The 16,476-nt window shown below is 35.5% G+C and carries 16 protein-coding genes; all 16 read right to left on the reverse strand.

What is annotated here, in order from left to right; all coding sequences use genetic code 11:
• Nucleotides 1-104: 104 nt before the first annotated feature.
• Entirely contained in the window at nt 105-1,646 is a 1,542-nt protein-coding gene (gpmI, locus tag BW929_RS05610) for a 2,3-bisphosphoglycerate-independent phosphoglycerate mutase (RefSeq protein ID WP_076544393.1), read from the reverse strand.
• A gap of 28 nt (nt 1,647-1,674) precedes the next feature.
• A complete protein-coding gene (tpiA, locus tag BW929_RS05615) occupies nt 1,675-2,439 on the reverse strand; it encodes a triose-phosphate isomerase (RefSeq protein WP_076544394.1) in 765 nt (254 codons plus the stop codon).
• Between the two features lie 106 nt (nt 2,440-2,545).
• Nucleotides 2,546-3,745 (reverse strand): phosphoglycerate kinase, encoded by a 1,200-nt coding sequence (locus BW929_RS05620; RefSeq protein WP_199505782.1) that lies wholly within the window; start codon nt 3,743-3,745, stop codon nt 2,546-2,548.
• 140 nt (nt 3,746-3,885) lie between these two features.
• Entirely contained in the window at nt 3,886-4,881 is a 996-nt protein-coding gene (gene gap / locus BW929_RS05625; RefSeq protein WP_114489421.1) for a type I glyceraldehyde-3-phosphate dehydrogenase, read from the reverse strand.
• Nucleotides 4,882-4,972: 91 nt separating this feature from the next.
• The gene (locus BW929_RS05630; RefSeq protein WP_076544397.1) at nt 4,973-6,022 is read right to left on the reverse strand and encodes a sugar-binding transcriptional regulator; all 1,050 of its coding nucleotides are present in this window, start codon (nt 6,020-6,022) and stop codon (nt 4,973-4,975) included.
• Nucleotides 6,023-6,166: 144 nt separating this feature from the next.
• Nucleotides 6,167-7,090 carry a DNA-binding protein WhiA gene (whiA, locus tag BW929_RS05635; RefSeq protein WP_076544398.1) on the reverse strand — a complete coding sequence of 308 codons (924 nt, stop codon included), beginning with the start codon at nt 7,088-7,090 and terminating at the stop codon, nt 6,167-6,169.
• Nucleotides 7,091-7,143: 53 nt separating this feature from the next.
• Complete coding sequence (yvcK, locus tag BW929_RS05640; RefSeq protein WP_076544399.1) at nt 7,144-8,424, reverse strand: gluconeogenesis factor YvcK family protein; 1,281 nt, start codon at nt 8,422-8,424, stop codon at nt 7,144-7,146.
• Between the two features lie 12 nt (nt 8,425-8,436).
• A complete protein-coding gene (gene rapZ / locus BW929_RS05645; RefSeq protein WP_076544400.1) occupies nt 8,437-9,285 on the reverse strand; it encodes an RNase adapter RapZ in 849 nt (282 codons plus the stop codon).
• 40 nt (nt 9,286-9,325) lie between these two features.
• Nucleotides 9,326-10,297, reverse strand: a complete 972-nt coding sequence (locus tag BW929_RS05650) for a squalene/phytoene synthase family protein (protein ID WP_076544401.1) — start codon at nt 10,295-10,297, stop codon at nt 9,326-9,328.
• A gap of 25 nt (nt 10,298-10,322) precedes the next feature.
• Complete coding sequence (locus BW929_RS05655; RefSeq protein WP_076544402.1) at nt 10,323-11,261, reverse strand: glucodextranase DOMON-like domain-containing protein; 939 nt, start codon at nt 11,259-11,261, stop codon at nt 10,323-10,325.
• 26 nt (nt 11,262-11,287) lie between these two features.
• On the reverse strand, nt 11,288-12,205 hold the full coding sequence (gene hprK / locus BW929_RS05660; RefSeq protein WP_076544403.1) for an HPr(Ser) kinase/phosphatase: 918 nt from the start codon (nt 12,203-12,205) through the stop codon (nt 11,288-11,290).
• Nucleotides 12,198-13,172 carry an ROK family protein gene (locus tag BW929_RS05665; protein WP_076544404.1) on the reverse strand — a complete coding sequence of 325 codons (975 nt, stop codon included), beginning with the start codon at nt 13,170-13,172 and terminating at the stop codon, nt 12,198-12,200. Before BW929_RS05665 ends, hprK begins: the two co-directional genes overlap by 8 nt.
• A gap of 39 nt (nt 13,173-13,211) precedes the next feature.
• A complete protein-coding gene (locus BW929_RS05670; RefSeq protein WP_076544405.1) occupies nt 13,212-13,874 on the reverse strand; it encodes a YesL family protein in 663 nt (220 codons plus the stop codon).
• 93 nt (nt 13,875-13,967) lie between these two features.
• Nucleotides 13,968-14,786 carry a Cof-type HAD-IIB family hydrolase gene (locus BW929_RS05675; RefSeq protein WP_076544480.1) on the reverse strand — a complete coding sequence of 273 codons (819 nt, stop codon included), beginning with the start codon at nt 14,784-14,786 and terminating at the stop codon, nt 13,968-13,970.
• 82 nt (nt 14,787-14,868) lie between these two features.
• The gene (locus BW929_RS05680) at nt 14,869-16,098 is read right to left on the reverse strand and encodes a serine hydroxymethyltransferase (RefSeq protein ID WP_076544406.1); all 1,230 of its coding nucleotides are present in this window, start codon (nt 16,096-16,098) and stop codon (nt 14,869-14,871) included.
• A 174-nt stretch (nt 16,099-16,272) separates the two neighbouring features.
• Nucleotides 16,273-16,443, reverse strand: a complete 171-nt coding sequence (locus BW929_RS05685; protein ID WP_076544407.1) for a DUF362 domain-containing protein — start codon at nt 16,441-16,443, stop codon at nt 16,273-16,275.
• Nucleotides 16,444-16,476: the final 33 nt, after the last annotated feature.

Raw genomic sequence — 16,476 nt, forward strand, 5'->3', positions numbered from 1 at the left:
TATTAATTGACCTCCTTATAATTTTACAGCGAAACTAATTTAGATTTATTTTTGCAGAGACAGTTAAGACTGCCTCTACTTATTAATTAATTTAAGCTTGACTATTAATTATCAATAATCAGTGATTCACCAGTCATTAATTCTGGTTTTTCAATTCCTAAAATTTCTAACATTGTTGGAGCAAGATCAGCCAATTTCCCTGATGCAATACCTTTATTTTCTGGTCCACCTATATAATAAAGTGGAACTATATTAGCAGTATGAGCAGTAAATGGAGAACCATCTTCTTCTTTCATCTTCTCTCCATTACCATGGTCAGCTGTCAGTAAGGCCTGACCTCCCTTTTCTAAAATAGCAGGAACCAGTTTAGAAAGACATTCGTCCACTGTTTCTACAGCTTTAATAGCTGCATCCATATAACCTGTATGTCCTACCATATCAATATTAGCATAATTTAAGATAATCACATCATATTCATCAGTTTCAATTTTTTCTAAGAGCTTATCTGTTACTTCATAAGCACTCATTTCTGGCTGCATTTCATAGGTTGCAACCTGTGGTGAAGGAATTAAAATTCTGTCTTCACCTTCATTCGGCTCTTCAACTCCTCCATTAAAGAAAAATGTTACATGGGCATATTTTTCAGTTTCAGCAATTCTGAGCTGTTTTAAGCCTTCCCGGCTTAATACTTCTCCCAGTCCATCTTTAATTTCTACAGGTTCAAAAGCAACCGGCAGATCAAATTCTTCATCATATTCTGTCATGGTAACATAATATAAGTCTTTGGGATGTTCAGGAGCACGCTCAAAACCTTCAAAACCATCAATTGTTAAAGCCTGAGTTATCTGACGCGCTCTATCAGCTCTAAAGTTAAAGAAAATTACAGAATCATGATCCTTCATTTCACCTACAGGCTCACCGTTTTCAGTAATTACTGTTGGCACAACAAATTCATCTTCCACATCCTCTTTATAAGAAGCTTCTACAGCCTCAATGGCATCTTCTGCCTTATTTCCTTCTCCCAGCACTAACATATCATAGGCCTTTTTAGTTCTATCCCAGCGGTTGTCACGGTCCATTGTGTAGTAACGACCACTGACAGTTGCAATTTTACCGATTCCTACTTCGTCCAGTTCTGCCTGCAGTTGTTCTAAATAGCCTGTACCGCTGGCAGGAGGAGTATCTCTCCCATCAAGAATCGGATGAATATATACTTTCTCTAAACCGGCCCGATCAGCCATCTCAATCAGTCCAAAAAGATGTTTAATATGGCTGTGCACACCACCATCAGATAGAAGTCCAATTAAATGCAGTGCTCCATCATTTTCCTTGGCATGTTCTACTGCTTTTTTTAGAACTTCGTTCTCTAACAGATGTTTTTCTTCTACAGCTTTATTAATTCTTGTAAAATCCTGATAAACTATGCGGCCAGCACCAATATTTAAGTGTCCAACCTCAGAATTACCCATCTGACCTTCTGGTAAGCCAACAGCCTCTCCAGATGGTTTTAAGATTGAATGGGGATAATCTTGATTTAATTTATCTAAGAAAGGAGTATCTGCCTGATAAACAGCATTTCCTTCCGCATTTTCGTTTATTCCCAGCCCATCTGCAATAATCAGGGCCAGTGGTTTGGGTCTTGCCATAAATAATCCTCCTTATAATATATCTTATTTACTTATAGATTTCGGCAGTTTTTAAAATAATTTCAGAAAAAGAATCTGCTGCCAGGCTGGCTCCACCAACTAAAGCACCATCAATTTCTTCCTGAGCCATAATTTCTTCTACATTATGTGGTTTAACACTTCCACCATACTGAATTCTAATCTTATCAGCAGCTTCAGGATATTCTTTTCTAATGTTTTTTCTAATAATTCCAATTACACGATTAGCTTCTTCAGCAGAAGCAGTTTCTCCTGTACCAATAGCCCAGATTGGTTCATAGGCAATTACCACATCTTCTACCTCATCTTCACTTAGACCAGCAAGTGCAGAATCAACCTGAAAGTTAACTTTGGCTTCTATTTGATCTGCCTTTCTTTCTTCTAAAGTTTCTCCAACACAGACAATTGGCTTCACACCATGTTCAAGTGCAGAAAGAACCTTCTTATTTACTTCATAGTCACTTTCTCCAAAAATCTCTCTTCTTTCAGAGTGACCAACAATAGTATATTCAATATTACTATCAGCAAGCATCTTCGCAGATATTTCGCCAGTATAAGCACCTGAGTCTTTCCAGTAAATATTTTCGGCACCTGTTACAATATCACTGCCCTGAGCAGCTTCCTTAACAGTTGTTAAACAGAGAGCGGTTGGGCAAATACCCATTTCTACATTTTCTACACCTTTAACTTTATCTTTTAAAGCGGTTATCATTGCTTCAGCTTCTTCAACATTTTTATTCATTTTCCAGTTTCCACAAATAAATGGTTTACGCATTAATATTCCTCCTCAAACTCTGCCCAAATGCAAAGTTTTTGTTTAGAATTTTTTTGAATAATTAATCGTTATTCTTAGTTTATTCTACTAAATGAACTTAATAAAATTACTCAACATCGTCCAGTGCAGCAACACCAGGAAGTTCTTTACCTTCAAAGAACATCAGAGAAGCTCCACCACCGGTAGAAATATGACTCATCTTATCAGCCACTCCAGCCTGATTGATCGCTGCAGCAGAATCTCCTCCACCAATTACTGAATGAGCATCTGATTCAGCCAGAGCTTTTGCTAATTCCACTGTACCGTGAGCAAATTTCTCCATCTCAAATACTCCTAAAGGTCCATTCCAGATTACTGTTTTGGCATTTTTTATAATTTTCTTGTAGTTTTCTAAACTCTGAGGGCCACCACAGTCCAGAATCTGCCAGCCAGCAGGAACTTCTTTTACAGATACTGTTTTTGTATTAGCATCATTGGAAAAATCATCAGCAATTACTACATCAATTGGAAGCACAATTTCTACTCCCTTTTCTTCAGCTTCAGTCATTAATTCTTTAGCCAGATCAACTTTGTCAGCCTCAACTAAAGAATCTCCAACTTCATAACCTTTTGCCATCAGAAATGTATTGGCGATTCCCCCAGCAACAATTAATTGATCAACTTTATTGATCAGATTCTTAATCACATCAATTTTATCAGAAACTTTAGCGCCACCCATTATGGCAACAAAAGGACTTTCCGGATTTTCCATTACCTCACCCAGAGCATTTAATTCTCTCTGCATTAAGAAACCAGCAGCAGATGGTAAGTATTCTGTTACCCCAACTGTAGTGGCATGAGCTCTATGGGCAGCACCAAAAGCATCATTGACATAAAGGTCAGCAAGTGATGCTAATTCTTTCGCGAATTCTGGATCATTTTTCTTTTCACCTGCATGGAAACGGCTGTTTTCTAAGACTAAAACTTCACCGTTTTTAAGGCTGTCAGCTGCCTTTTTAACTTCGTCACCAATACAGTCATCAGCTTTTTTAACTTCTTTGTTTAATAAATTAGCCAGTTCTTTAGCAACTGGATCCATTCTTAACTCATCTTTTGGCTCTCCACCCGGGCGACCCAAATGAGAGATAAGTAATACTTTTGCTTCTTCTTTAATTAAATACTCAATTGTTGGCAGAGCTGCTTTAATTCTGGTCGTATCACCAACAACTCCATCTTTAAGAGGAACATTAAAATCTACTCTAACTAAAACTTTCTTTCCTTTAAAATCCATATCTTTAAGTGTTTTTTTCATTTTTAATACCTCCATATTAATTAGCAGTTACTAATTTTTTGACAGCTATCTTAAAAGGCTTAATATCTATCTCTAAAAATAAGGCAAAAAAATTTATTGAGAAAATTTCAGGGCAGGCAACTATGCCCCACCCTGAAATGATTTTTATATTTAAATTACAGCTTTAATGATAAATCTACGACTCTATTTGTATAACTTAATTCGTTGTCATACCAGGAAATAACTTTAACCATATTGCCATTAACTACCATAGTTGACTGAGCATCAATTTTAGAAGATTCGAACTGTCCCATAATATCTCTGGAAACTAATTCATCTTCAGTATAGCCTAAAATACCTTTCATTTCACCTTCTGCTTTTTCTTTAAACATTGCATTTACTTCTTCAGCAGTTACATCTTTCTCTAAAGTAAATACTCCATCAACACAGGAGCCATCAGGTACTGGAACACGAATAGCCATACCATCAATTTTACCATCTAACTCAGGCAGTACTTTTGTTGTTGCAATAGCAGCACCTGTAGTTGTAGGAATAATGTTTTCAGCAGCTGCTCTACCTCTTCTTGTTTTTCCAGCTGGCATATCTAGGATAGCCTGACTGGTTGTATAACCATGAACAGTTGTGATTAATCCTTTTTCGATTCCAAACTCATCGTTAAGAGCCTTAGCTAAAGGAGCTAAACAATTAGTTGTACAGGAAGCATTGGAAACAATTAAGTCATCATCGCTGAGATCGTCATCATTAACACCAAGTACAATAGTATTATCAATCTCATCTTTAGCAGGTACAGTTAAAAGAACTTTTTTCGCACCAGCTTCAATATGCTGCATTAACTGAGCTTTTTTGCGGAATACACCAGTAGATTCAATTACTACATCAATGTCATTTTCGCCCCATGGTAGTTCTTTAGGATCTTTAATAGCAGTAACTTTAATTGTTTTACCATTAACTACTAAGTTTCCAGCTTCAACCTCTACTGTACCATCAAAACGACCATGTACAGAGTCATATTTAAGTAAATAAGCTAAATTTTCAACATCAACTAAATCGTTAATTGCAACGATTTCAATGTCTTCTCCTCTTTTTTCAACTAATCTTAAGTAACCTCTACCAATACGTCCAAATCCATTAATTGCTACTTTTTTCATTATTTTATTCCTCCTTATAATATGTTGAACATTTACATAAATTAATTTACTAAACAAAGACTTAAAAAATTTGAAAGTTTATAACCTGCTGATTCTAATCTGCCAGCCTGTCTTCGGCCTCACCCCCCTTAAGAGAGATAATTTTTCGGGCTGTAATTTCATCAGTAATTAAAATATCCTGGTATTTAGGAGAAACTGCAGAAATAATAGCTTCTGCCTTATTTTCTCCACCTGCAACAACAATCACTTTATTTATTGCCTGCAGATCATCAAGATTCAAACCAACACTGGTAGTGGAATAGATAATCTCACCCCGGGAGTTAAAATAAAATCCAAAAGCCTCTCCCACGGCACCGGCATTAAGGAGATCATTGATTTCTTTTTCGTCCATCCCCCGTCGGCCTGCCATATCTTTAGCTGTTCCTACTCCGTGAATCAAAATATTGGCTCTTTTTAAAATTTCCAGAGTTTTTTTAATTGTTGGTTCTTTTGTTATATGATAAATATTTTCTTCAGCCATATTGTCCGGAATATGCAGGAGATGATAGCTGCCGCCTAGCTTTTTGGCAATTTCAGCAGCAATCGTATTAGCCTGTATTTCAACATCCTCACCCAGTCCACCTCGGCCGGGAACTACTGTCACATCCCTGGATTCAGCGCTGTAGGTCATCTCTGCTGCAACCTGGGCCAGGGTTGTCCCACCCGTCACAGCAAGAATGTCTCCATTTTTAATTTCCTGCTGTAAAAGCTGTGAGGCCATTCTACCAATCTCGGCCTTTAAATCTCCGGCCGGAACTGCGCCATTAACCAGCTTAACTTTTTTTATCCCCAGAATATTTTCCAGTCTATTTTCTAAATAACTGATATCTCGTAACTCTTTGATGTACTCATCTAATTCTATCAGAAATTCTTCTCCAATTCTAGTAATTTGAGTACCTGCCGGGGTAATAGTTATAAAGGCATTTTTTTCAAAAAACTCCAGATCATTACGAATTGTTCTTTCACTCAATCCTAATATCTTTGCTAGAGCTCGTCTTCCAATAGGCTGATTGTAATATATACCACGTAAAATATTATATCTTTGCTGGGCTGTCTTAACAATTTCCGGTACAATTTTCTGCTGAATTTTAAACAGTTTATTCATGTTTAACCTCCGAGCTGGAACGTTTTTGTCCAAATGGAACATAATTGTCCCGATACAGCCAAAAACAAAGCTGATTTTTAAATCAGCAGCAAGTTTGATTTATTTTTAACTTCCAAATGTATTATATCATCTCCTGAGATAATTTCAAGTTAAATTTTGGGCAATTTTTTTAATTCTTCGCAAACGATGATTAACTCCCGATTTACTGAGATCTAAAATTTCACCCAGCTCTTTTAAAGAGGCATAAGGATTTTCTCTTCTAACCTCAGCCATTTCCTGCAGACCGGGGCTCAATGACTCCAACCCTTCTTTGCGCTCTATAATATCTATATACTCCAGCTGATCCATAGCTGCAGAAACAGATTTCTCTAAATTTGCAGTTTCAAAATTCACCCGCCGATTAACATCATTTTTTAACTCTTTAACAATATGATCATTTTCCATTTTAAGCATTGCCTGATGAGCTCCAATAATATTTAAAACCTTAACTACTTCAGCATAGCTCTTAAAATAAATTACATGATAACCCTTGTGTTGAGTCTGATGAGCCTCTAATTCAAATTTAGCCAGTAAAATTTTCAAATCTTCAGCTACACTTTCACGCTCACAGCGAAATTCAAGGTGATATTCGCTCTGAGGTTTATTAACTGATCCCCCACCTAAAAATAAACCGCGTAAATAAGCCTGAGATAATTGGCGAGAATTCAAATATTCATCTTTAATATGAAAAACTAAACTATTATCCGGGGTTAGAAATCCCAGTTCCAGTAGAAATTCTCTCACACCTGGCTGTGGTGTAACAATAATATCGTAACTATGGCTTAAATTAAATCTTTTATCCTGTCTGACTCTGATCTCGATACTGAAACCAAACCGCTCCTTAATCAGGGAATAAATTCTGCGGGCTAAATTACCATGATAAAGAGTAATCTTAACAGCCAGATGTTTATTTGAGATTTGAATCGATCCATCTATCCTGATTAGAGCCGCCAGTTCGGCCAGCTGCTCAGAGTAATCATATTTATCTTTATGTGTTAATTCTTCCTTAACCTGATCAGTAAAAGACATTTTTATCACCTTTTAAATCTTAATTAATGAAATTAGTTTGTAATCTCCTGTTGTTAATTATATTTCTTATTTAAATCATAAATAAGTTCTGCCAGTGCATCCGGATCATGTCGCAGATAGCTGTCTTTTTTTAAGAGATCAGCTTCAATAACCTTTACTCCCAGTTTCTCTAACTGCTGATGATCTATCTTAACTGGGTAAGCACCTTCTGCTTCATATTTCTTTCTCAGTTTAGCTGTACCCTGACGATTGTTGACAACAATATAGTCAAAAACTCCACTACCACAGTGATCAATGATTGCTCGAGCATGATCAGCTGCTGTATAACCATCGGTTTCTCCAGGCTGAGTCATCACATTACAGATATATAGTTTTAAGGCACTACTATTTTTAATTTCTTCTGTAATTCCTTTCACCAGCAAATTGGGCAAAATACTGGTATAAAGACTACCCGGGCCAATCACTATTACATCTGCTTTTTGGATTGACTCTTTTACTTCTGGAGTAGTACTTGCATTTTCAGGATACAAAAAAACTTTATTGATTTCTTTATCATAGACTGGAATAGCAGATTCGCCCATTCTTTCTTCCTGATCGTGATAAACTGCCCCCAATTTAATATCTTCGTTAGTAGCAGGTAGAACTTTACCCCTAATAGCCAGAACTTTGCTGGAAGCTCTAACTGCTTCCTCAAAATCTCCTAAAACCTCAGTCATAGCAGCAATATATAAATTACCAAAGCTGTGACCTTCAAGCCCACCTTCAGATTCAAAGCGGTGTTGAAATAATTTCTCCATTAAAGGTTCTCTATCAGCCAGTGCAACCAGGCAGTTACGAATATCTCCAGGTGGTAAAATACCCATTTCATCTCTTAAACGACCTGAACTACCACCATCATCAGCCACTGTGACGACTGCTGTCAGATTGTCACTATTTTTTTTCAGGCCCCGCAGGAGATTTGATAAACCGGTACCACCACCAAAAGCAACAATTTCTGGTCCCTTATTTGACCTTCTTTTTTCATATAATAAATCAAGAATTTCTCCATTAGGAGTTATATGGGTATTAAATTCTGATTTGATTTTTAGCAGAGAATAATAAGTCAAACTAATCCCACTTAAAATCATAAACAAAGCAGTCAATTTAAGCACAAAACCGGCCTGATGACCAAATATATTGTTGAGCATTAAAAGCAGCTGATTTGTAACATAGACACTTATGTCAAAACCAAATAAAGGAGTTATTCCAATACTAATTAAAATAAATGCAAATATAATAACTAAAAACCACCGCTTAACACCCAGACCGGGAAAAAACCATTTTGGCAGGTTCATAATTACACTTCCTTATTTTTCGATATCCCGATGTTCAATATTTATATTAAAATCTTTATCCTTTAAAAATTCCGCTAACTTATTAACTGTAGTAACTGAGCGGTGCTTGCCACCAGTACAGCCAATTGCAATCGAAAGATGACTCTTTCCCTCTTTTTTATATTCAGGTAGTAAAAAATCAATTAAATCAAAAAATTTACTGTAAAACTTATCTGTTAATGGCCATTTTAAAACATAATTCTGAACTTCCTGATCATTACCCGTTTGCTCTCTTAAAGACTCAACATAATAAGGGTTGGGCAAAAATCTTACATCCATTACTAAATCTGCATCGCGTGGTATTCCATATTTAAAACCAAAAGATATTAAACTTAAATGTAGTAAATTTTTATCTTCTTCTCCCAAAAATAATTGATTTAATTCCTCCTGTAATTCTGAACTCTTCAATTCCCCGGTATCAATAATCTTTGTTGCTCTACCCCGGAGTTCTTCTAACATTTTTCTTTCTCTTTCAATAGCATCCAGAATTCTTCCCTCTTCATCCAGAGGATGACGTCTTCTACTCTCTTTATATCTTCTAATTAAAACATCATCAGAAGCCTCCAGAAAAAGAATATTATAATTTAAATTCATATCCTCTATCTTAGCCAGTTCTTCGAATAATTCGGTAAAAAATTCTCGCCCTCTAATATCACTAACCAGAGCAATTTTATCCAGATCAGACTGCAGACACAATTCCGCAAATTTGGAAATTAAAGCTGGCGGAAGGTTATCCACACAGAAATATCCCCTATCCTCAAAATAATTTAAGGCAAGAGACTTTCCCGCTCCAGACATACCAGTAATCAGTAAAAAATCCATTACATTTTTTCTCCTTTCTCAGCAAAATAAATCAAAGCAGCTAATCCTTTATCCGAGCTGCATGCTTAAAAAAATATTTTTCAGGAGACCGCATAATATTTAAAAAAGTCAATTTAGAAGTTTTAACAGGTTTATCTCCATAAAATACTTCCGGATTATTATTCAGCTTATCTAGAGTTGCAAGCCCAAGGGCATTATTAACTGCAAAAAACTTTTTATAGCCTTTAAGCTCATCCGGCAGTGCCTGATAATATTTTTTTAAAGCCGGAATATGGTTTTTTAAATCTAAAAGCATCTGCTCCAGAGCCTGCATAGCCTGCTCCCTACATTCTGGATCTGCCAGTTCTGCCTCACTAATCCCCAAATCTTTGAGCGGCCAAAAATGCTTATCTCTACTTTCTAAATCTTCTCTAATATCTCTAATCAAATTTACTTTCTGCAGAAAAAGCCCCGCCTGATTAAAATTATCCATTAGAAGCTTCTGGTTCTGTTGATCAATCTCAAATTTATAAATTATAGTTTCAGTCAAAAAACCACCAACTGTACCTGCAACATAATAACAGTATTCATCTAATTCGGCAAAGGTTTCGACTTCTTTTTTTAAGTATTTTTGCATTCCCTGATTCATTTCCTGCAGCCATTTGTGAGAAACCTGCTGAATTTTAGGTTCTAAACTCTGATAACCCTGATAGACTAAATCAACATTTCTGGTTAATTCCTGCAGTGATGAATCCTCAATTAAGCTGCTGTTTTTTTTAATAATTTCAAAATCAGAACTGCGGTCATAAACTACCGGCGAAAAAATTCTGCTGACTCGATCCATCAGATCCTTCTGTAATTTAAGATCGGGAGGATAAATTTCATCTTCAAAATTATCAAGTATCCTATCCTGCAGATAGGCCAGAAGAACCTCATCTTTTATTTGATCATCGAGCATAGGGATTGTTAAAGCAAAACTTCGAGATACCTTTTTTAAGATTTTCCTGGCATAATTCATTGGCTCGGCTGTCATTATTTCACCTCTTAAAAATTTAAATTTAATTATGATATTTAAACCTATAAATTACAAAAATTAATAAAAATATGTAAAACAAAAGAATGGAAACAGAAATTTTATTGATCGGTTTTAAATAATCTATTATTGTCGGCTCAACAGCAGCAATATCAGTATCAATCTCAAGATATGGTATTGCTGGTAATTCACCTTTTAATATCTCTTTTTGACTACCCCCCCCGGGAACCAGTATATCAAGAACTCTGGGTGCTTTAGTCAGAGATATCTCATTTTCAGAATAAATCTGCCAGTAACTTTTGCTTTTTGATAGTGAACGAAAATGATCATAACCAAATGGATCAAAACTTCCTACCATAACAACTATCTTGCTGTTATCCAGTGATTTTATTTCGCTTTTTGGCAGTATCAAAAAAATATCATTATCTTTCTTATTTAAACTAAAATTATTATTTACTCCTGGCTCATTAAGAGATAACTCGTTTATATTTAAAAGATTTTCTTTCTGACTGTCCGGATTAAAAGCTCTTATCCACCAGCCGCTAATTTTAATAAATTTATTCCAGTTAAAATCAGGATCAAAACTAACACCAGCCCCACTGTGGAAAAGTTGATTACTGCCAGTAGAATTATTATCTATGTATATTTCTAATAATGGTAAAGAAAAACCGTATTTTGCCCCCCAGGGATCAGTTAAATTAGAAAAAGAAAAGCGAATTTTATATTCGCTTTTAGATTCAAAAATAGTCATCGACTGAAGATCAAAAAGATTACCTTTGTTTTGAAATATATGATTCTGAGGATAAAGATAATTTCCCGGCCCATAGTCATCGCCAGCGGCATCGAGATGATTAAATATTACATTATAATTTTCTGCGTTAACTGCTGCAGTAAAAATAAAAAGACAGATAATGAATAATATGATTAGTTTTTTTCTCTTATCTTTAATTTTTTTTAAAACCATTTTTACACCTCTGCCAGAAGCATTCTTTATCTTTTCATTATATTCTCTGTAAAATCAACTGCAGCATTATAGCCCATTGATTTCATTCTATAATTCATAGCTGCAACCTCTAAAACTAGAGCCAGATTTCTCCCTGGTTTGACTGGAATCACTATTTCATCAATTTCAAGATCCATAATTTCTGTTTTACGACTGTCAATACCAAGTCTTTCATATTCCTCTCCCTCTTCCCATTTTTCTAATTTAATGGTTAAATTAATTGGAGAGTCATGTTTTACTGCTCCAGCCCCAAACAGAGTTTTTACATTGATAATACCAATACCTCTCATTTCAAGAAAGTAGCGCGAATTACTGGGAGCAGTACCACTAAGTCGCAGCTCACCAATTTTTTTAATTTCAATAATATCATCAGCAACCAGACGATGTCCTCTTTTAACCAGTTCGATAGCAGTCTCACTTTTACCAATTCCGCTCTGGCCTCTAATTAAAACACCAATACCATAAATATCTACTAAGACACCATGAATAACCTTAACAGGCGCCAATTTTTCTTCCAGATAGTTTAAAAGCATACTGCTAAATCTGGTTGTCGAAATTTCTGTGGAAAGAACTGGAATACCATTTTGATTTGCTTTTTCCAGTAAATAATCGGGAATATGCTCTCCTCTGGCAACTATAATACAGACTGGATTATAATCTACATATTCTTCAATTCTTTTTTTTAATATTTTTTCATCAAGCCCCCGCAAAAAAGACAATTCGGTTCTTCCTATCAAATTAACCCGCTCGGGGACAAAGTGCTTCCAGAAACCTGCAAGCTCAATTCCTGGTCTCTTAATATCACTTACTTTAACCTCTCTTTTAATGCCAGAGCGTCCGGCTTTAATTTCAAGATCAAAACGATTAAAAATATCAAGAACTAATACTTTATCTTCATCAATCATTTTTTACTAACCTATCTTCCATTGCTACAGCTATAGCTCCCATCAAACCAATATCAGATCCAAGTTCAGCTTCCTTAACTGTAACCATCTCCAGAGAACCCGCCAGAGCAATATCCTCCATAGTCTTTATTGCTTCATCTAAAAATAAATCGGAAGCCTTCATAACTCCACCACCGAGAATTATCATCTCTGTATTAAAAGTATTTACAACATTACCGAGTCCAATCCCAAGATGATAGCCTGCATTTTTAAAGATATCTCTAGCCACCTGATCTCCCTGATAAGCAGCCTGGGCACAGATTACCGCATCAATATCTTCAACTATATTATCTGCCAGTTCCAGCATTTCTTTGCTCTCACCAGCTGCCGCTGCTTCTTTAGCTCTCTTGCCAATCGATGTACCAGAAGAAAAAGCTTCCAGACAACCGTGGTTTCCACAGCCGCAGAGTGGACCATTAGGATCAATAACTGTATGTCCAATTTCACAGGCATTATCATTAACCCCTGTAAATAACTCTTTATTAATAATAGCTCCCCCACCTATACCGGTAGAGATAGTTATGTAGACCATATTTTCAACATTTCTCCCTGCTCCAAACCATTTTTCACCCAGAGCAGCAGCATTAGCATCATTCTGCAGTAGGGTTTTAATCCCCAACGCCGACTCCATTCTTTCAACCAGAGGCACATTTTTCCAGGGGAGGTTTGCATTTTCAATTATAATCCCTTTTTTCGAATCAAGCGGGCCCGGACTGCCAATACCCAGAGTTATAATCTGATCTTTGCTAACATCTGACTCTTCTAATACATCCTCTATAGTTGCTATCATATTTTCTATTATTTTATCTTCACCTAAATCAGCTTCTGTATCTCTGCGTGATCTGGTAATTATCTTTCCTTCACTATCAGCAAGACCTGTTAAAATTTTTGTTCCACCAAGATCAAGACCCAAATAATATTCTTTCATTAATTATTCCCCTCTCAATTTATAGCTTAAATTTATATTTTAATATTTTGCCAGCATTTCTTTTGTTCCCTGAAGAATCAGAATACCAATAATCCCAATAAATCCAGCTGGCAGACCAATACCTGTAACAAATAAAATTACACTAATTAAGAAAATTGCTAGAAACCAGAGCAGTGAAAATATAATGTTATCCAGACTGAGAATTACTGCATTTTTAAAAATGTCCTTTAATGGTCTCTCACCCTGAATAATTAAAAGTCCCCATAAATAAGCCTGATAAATTGAAAAATAGATCAATAAATAGGCAAATAAAAAAGCAAAAGCCAAAAGCCATATATTTTCCTGTCCTTTTAACAAAAAGAAGCGTAGATCAACCACAAAAATTATATATAAAATAACCGAGATTAAAAAAACTAAAAATCCACGCCAAAAATTATTTTTAAAATATGAAAAAAGTGCTTTAAGAGCAATACTTCCCTCTTCTAAAATCTGACTGGTCCCATAAAGTGAAGTCAAAAATACTGGTCCCAAAAAAACTAAGGGTAACAAAAGTATTAAATACCAGCCACTGGTCAGCCCAATAAAAACAGCAAATAAAAGTACTGAACTTATTACAAACCAGGCTACACTAAGCAAAACCAGTTTAAATAAGTCTTCATAAAAATCTTTAAATGTTGATTTTAAAATCGAAAAAATTTCCAAATAAATCCCTCCAAATTGCAACCAATATTAAAGTTAATCACTATCTTAAATTATAACATAAATAGTTGGAAAATGCATAATCTAAGGAGCAGCCTAATTATTTAAATCAAGATCAAGTTTAAAATGCTGTTTTAAATAGCGAGCTATTCCCAACTCATCGTGATCTGGTGCAGTATCATCAGCATGTTCCTGCAATTCGGGATGTGCATTCTGCATAGCCACACCTTTACCTACCCATTCGATCATTTTAAGATCATTTAAACCATCTCCAAAAGCCATAATTTCTTCCTGTTTAATATTGAAATCTGCTGCCAGTTTCTTAACCGGAACTGCTTTAGACATATCTTTTTTTGTTATTTCAATAAAAGAGGGATAGGACGAAGAAAGTTCAATCTCTTCAGCAAAATTTTCATTTAAAAAATGATTAATCTCAACCTGCTTATCTTCATCCTCTTCGATTATTAACATTTTGGTAGGTTCAGCCTCAAGAAAATCATCCAGACGACCAACAGCATTGGCTTTAATTCCAGAAATCTCTTCGTAACGATCTGTAAATTTATTTTCCTCTGCTACATAGAGCTTATCATCAATATATAGCTGCAGATGATAATTGTTTTCGACAACCATTTTTGTGATTTTTTTAGCAATTTCGAAAGGTATTGGGGCGTGGAAAATCTCTTTCTGGGTTGAAGGATCAACCACCAGCGCACCATTATATGTAATTATAGGATCTACAATCTCCAGTTTATCAGTATGTGGTTTAGCAGAACAATACATTCTACCGGTTGCAACCAGAGTTCTAATCCCCTTATTTCTAATCATTTTAACTGCCTCAATTGTTTTATTATGCAGCTGATGATCAATATCCAGTAAAGTTCCATCCAGATCAAATACTATCATTTTAATATCCATAATATCACCTTTTCTTATATTCTTATATTCTAAAAAAATGACCGGGTTTCCCCGGCCCATTAATTATTAGCTTATATATAATCTACTCCATAAACTGAGCAGAAAAAGCATGAACCTCTTTTTTCATTTCTTTTAATTTGTCTTCATTTTCAAGATTTTTTAAAGCATCAAAGATAAATTCTGCGATTTTTTTCATATCTTTTTCTTTCATACCCCTGGTTGTAACTGCCGGGGTTCCAATTCTAATTCCACTGGTAACAAAAGGACTTTTGGTCTCAAATGGAATTGTGTTTTTATTTACTGTAATTCCAACTTTATCTAAGGCTTCTTCTGCTTCTTTACCCGTGATTTCCATATTATTTAAATCAACCAGCATCATATGATTATCTGTGCCGCCAGAAACCAGTCTCATTCCATAACCCTTTAATTCTTCTGCCAGTGTATGTGCATTATCTATAATTTGCTGCTGATATTCCATAAAATCATCTGTCAGTGCTTCTTTAAAAGAAACGGCTTTAGCAGCAATAATATGCATCAGCGGACCTCCCTGCAGTCCAGGGAAAATTGCTTTATCAATATCTTTTGCATATTTTTCCTTGCAGAGAATCATACCACCCCTGGTTCCTCTTAAAGTTTTATGAGTAGTGGTTGTAACAAAGTCTGCAGTTTCTACTGGGTTGGGATGTAATCCAGCTGCTATTAAACCGGCAATATGGGCCATATCCACCATAAATAATGCGCCAACCGAATCGGCAATTTCTTTAAATGTTTTAAAGTTAATGACTCTGGGATAGGCACTGGCACCGGCTACAATTAAATCAGGTTGATGTTTTTCAGCAAGAGCTCTTACCTGATCATAATCAATAATTTCTTTTTCTCTGGTTACACCATAGTGAATAAAATCATAATACTTACCTGACATATTAACAGGACTACCGTGGGTTAAATGGCCACCGTGAGTAAGATCCATTGCCAGTATTGTGCCACCTTTTGGAACCTGAGAAAAATAAACTGCCTGATTTGCCTGTGAACCAGAATGAGGCTGTACATTAGCATGTTCAGCACCAAATAATTCTTTTGCTCTTTTTATCGCCAGTTCTTCTGCCTTATCAATTACCTCACAGCCACCATAATATCTTTTATGAGGATAACCTTCTGCATATTTGTTTGTTAAAACAGAACCAGCTGCCTCCATCACAGCAGAACTAACAAAATTCTCTGAAGCAATTAATTCAATATTTTGAGCCTGTCTCTTCTCTTCTTCTGAAATAATTTCTGCTATTTCCGGATCAATTTTCTTTAATTCCCGCATCCAAAGCTCATCTCCTTAATTTAATAGTTATAATCTACCTTTATGTATATTTCTCTAAAAGAGAATTAAATCCTGCTTAATTTCTAGCTTCTTTTTTAAATAAAATTAAAATTTTGATTTTTTAAAATGAAAAAGACCGGAGAATCCCCCCGGTTTTTTCAAAAATTTATAAACTTATGCCTGGCTGATAACATCTACTGGACAAACAGATACACAGGCTGCACAGTCGATGCATTCGTCAGCATCAATTTCATATTTTGTATCACCTTCACTGATACATTCTACAGGGCATTCTGGTGCACAGGCACCACACATAATACAACCATCTGCAATTACATGAGCCATTTAAACATTCACCTCCTGCTATTCAACTTTATT

This window comes from Halanaerobium kushneri, from assembly GCF_900156285.1.
Lineage (GTDB): Bacteria > Bacillota > Halanaerobiia > Halanaerobiales > Halanaerobiaceae > Halanaerobium > Halanaerobium kushneri.

What these genes read in the sequence shown, in the direction of transcription:
- BW929_RS05650 (WP_076544401.1), bottom strand. Translation starts at nt 10,297, where the DNA reads ATGACAGCCGAGCCAATGAATTATGCCAGGAAAATCTTAAAAAAGGTA.
- whiA (WP_076544398.1), bottom strand. Translation starts at nt 7,090, where the DNA reads ATGTCTTTTACTGATCAGGTTAAGGAAGAATTAACACATAAAGATAAA.
- BW929_RS05620 (WP_199505782.1), bottom strand. Translation starts at nt 3,745, where the DNA reads ATGGAGGTATTAAAAATGAAAAAAACACTTAAAGATATGGATTTTAAA.
- rapZ (WP_076544400.1), bottom strand. Translation starts at nt 9,285, where the DNA reads ATGGATTTTTTACTGATTACTGGTATGTCTGGAGCGGGAAAGTCTCTT.
- BW929_RS05665 (WP_076544404.1), bottom strand. Translation starts at nt 13,172, where the DNA reads ATGAAAGAATATTATTTGGGTCTTGATCTTGGTGGAACAAAAATTTTA.
- BW929_RS05630 (WP_076544397.1), bottom strand. Translation starts at nt 6,022, where the DNA reads ATGAATAAACTGTTTAAAATTCAGCAGAAAATTGTACCGGAAATTGTT.
- BW929_RS05680 (WP_076544406.1), bottom strand. Translation starts at nt 16,098, where the DNA reads ATGCGGGAATTAAAGAAAATTGATCCGGAAATAGCAGAAATTATTTCA.
- BW929_RS05655 (WP_076544402.1), bottom strand. Translation starts at nt 11,261, where the DNA reads ATGGTTTTAAAAAAAATTAAAGATAAGAGAAAAAAACTAATCATATTA.
- BW929_RS05685 (WP_076544407.1), bottom strand. Translation starts at nt 16,443, where the DNA reads ATGGCTCATGTAATTGCAGATGGTTGTATTATGTGTGGTGCCTGTGCA.
- hprK (WP_076544403.1), bottom strand. Translation starts at nt 12,205, where the DNA reads ATGATTGATGAAGATAAAGTATTAGTTCTTGATATTTTTAATCGTTTT.
- BW929_RS05675 (WP_076544480.1), bottom strand. Translation starts at nt 14,786, where the DNA reads ATGGATATTAAAATGATAGTATTTGATCTGGATGGAACTTTACTGGAT.
- gpmI (WP_076544393.1), bottom strand. Translation starts at nt 1,646, where the DNA reads ATGGCAAGACCCAAACCACTGGCCCTGATTATTGCAGATGGGCTGGGA.
- yvcK (WP_076544399.1), bottom strand. Translation starts at nt 8,424, where the DNA reads ATGAACCTGCCAAAATGGTTTTTTCCCGGTCTGGGTGTTAAGCGGTGG.
- tpiA (WP_076544394.1), bottom strand. Translation starts at nt 2,439, where the DNA reads ATGCGTAAACCATTTATTTGTGGAAACTGGAAAATGAATAAAAATGTT.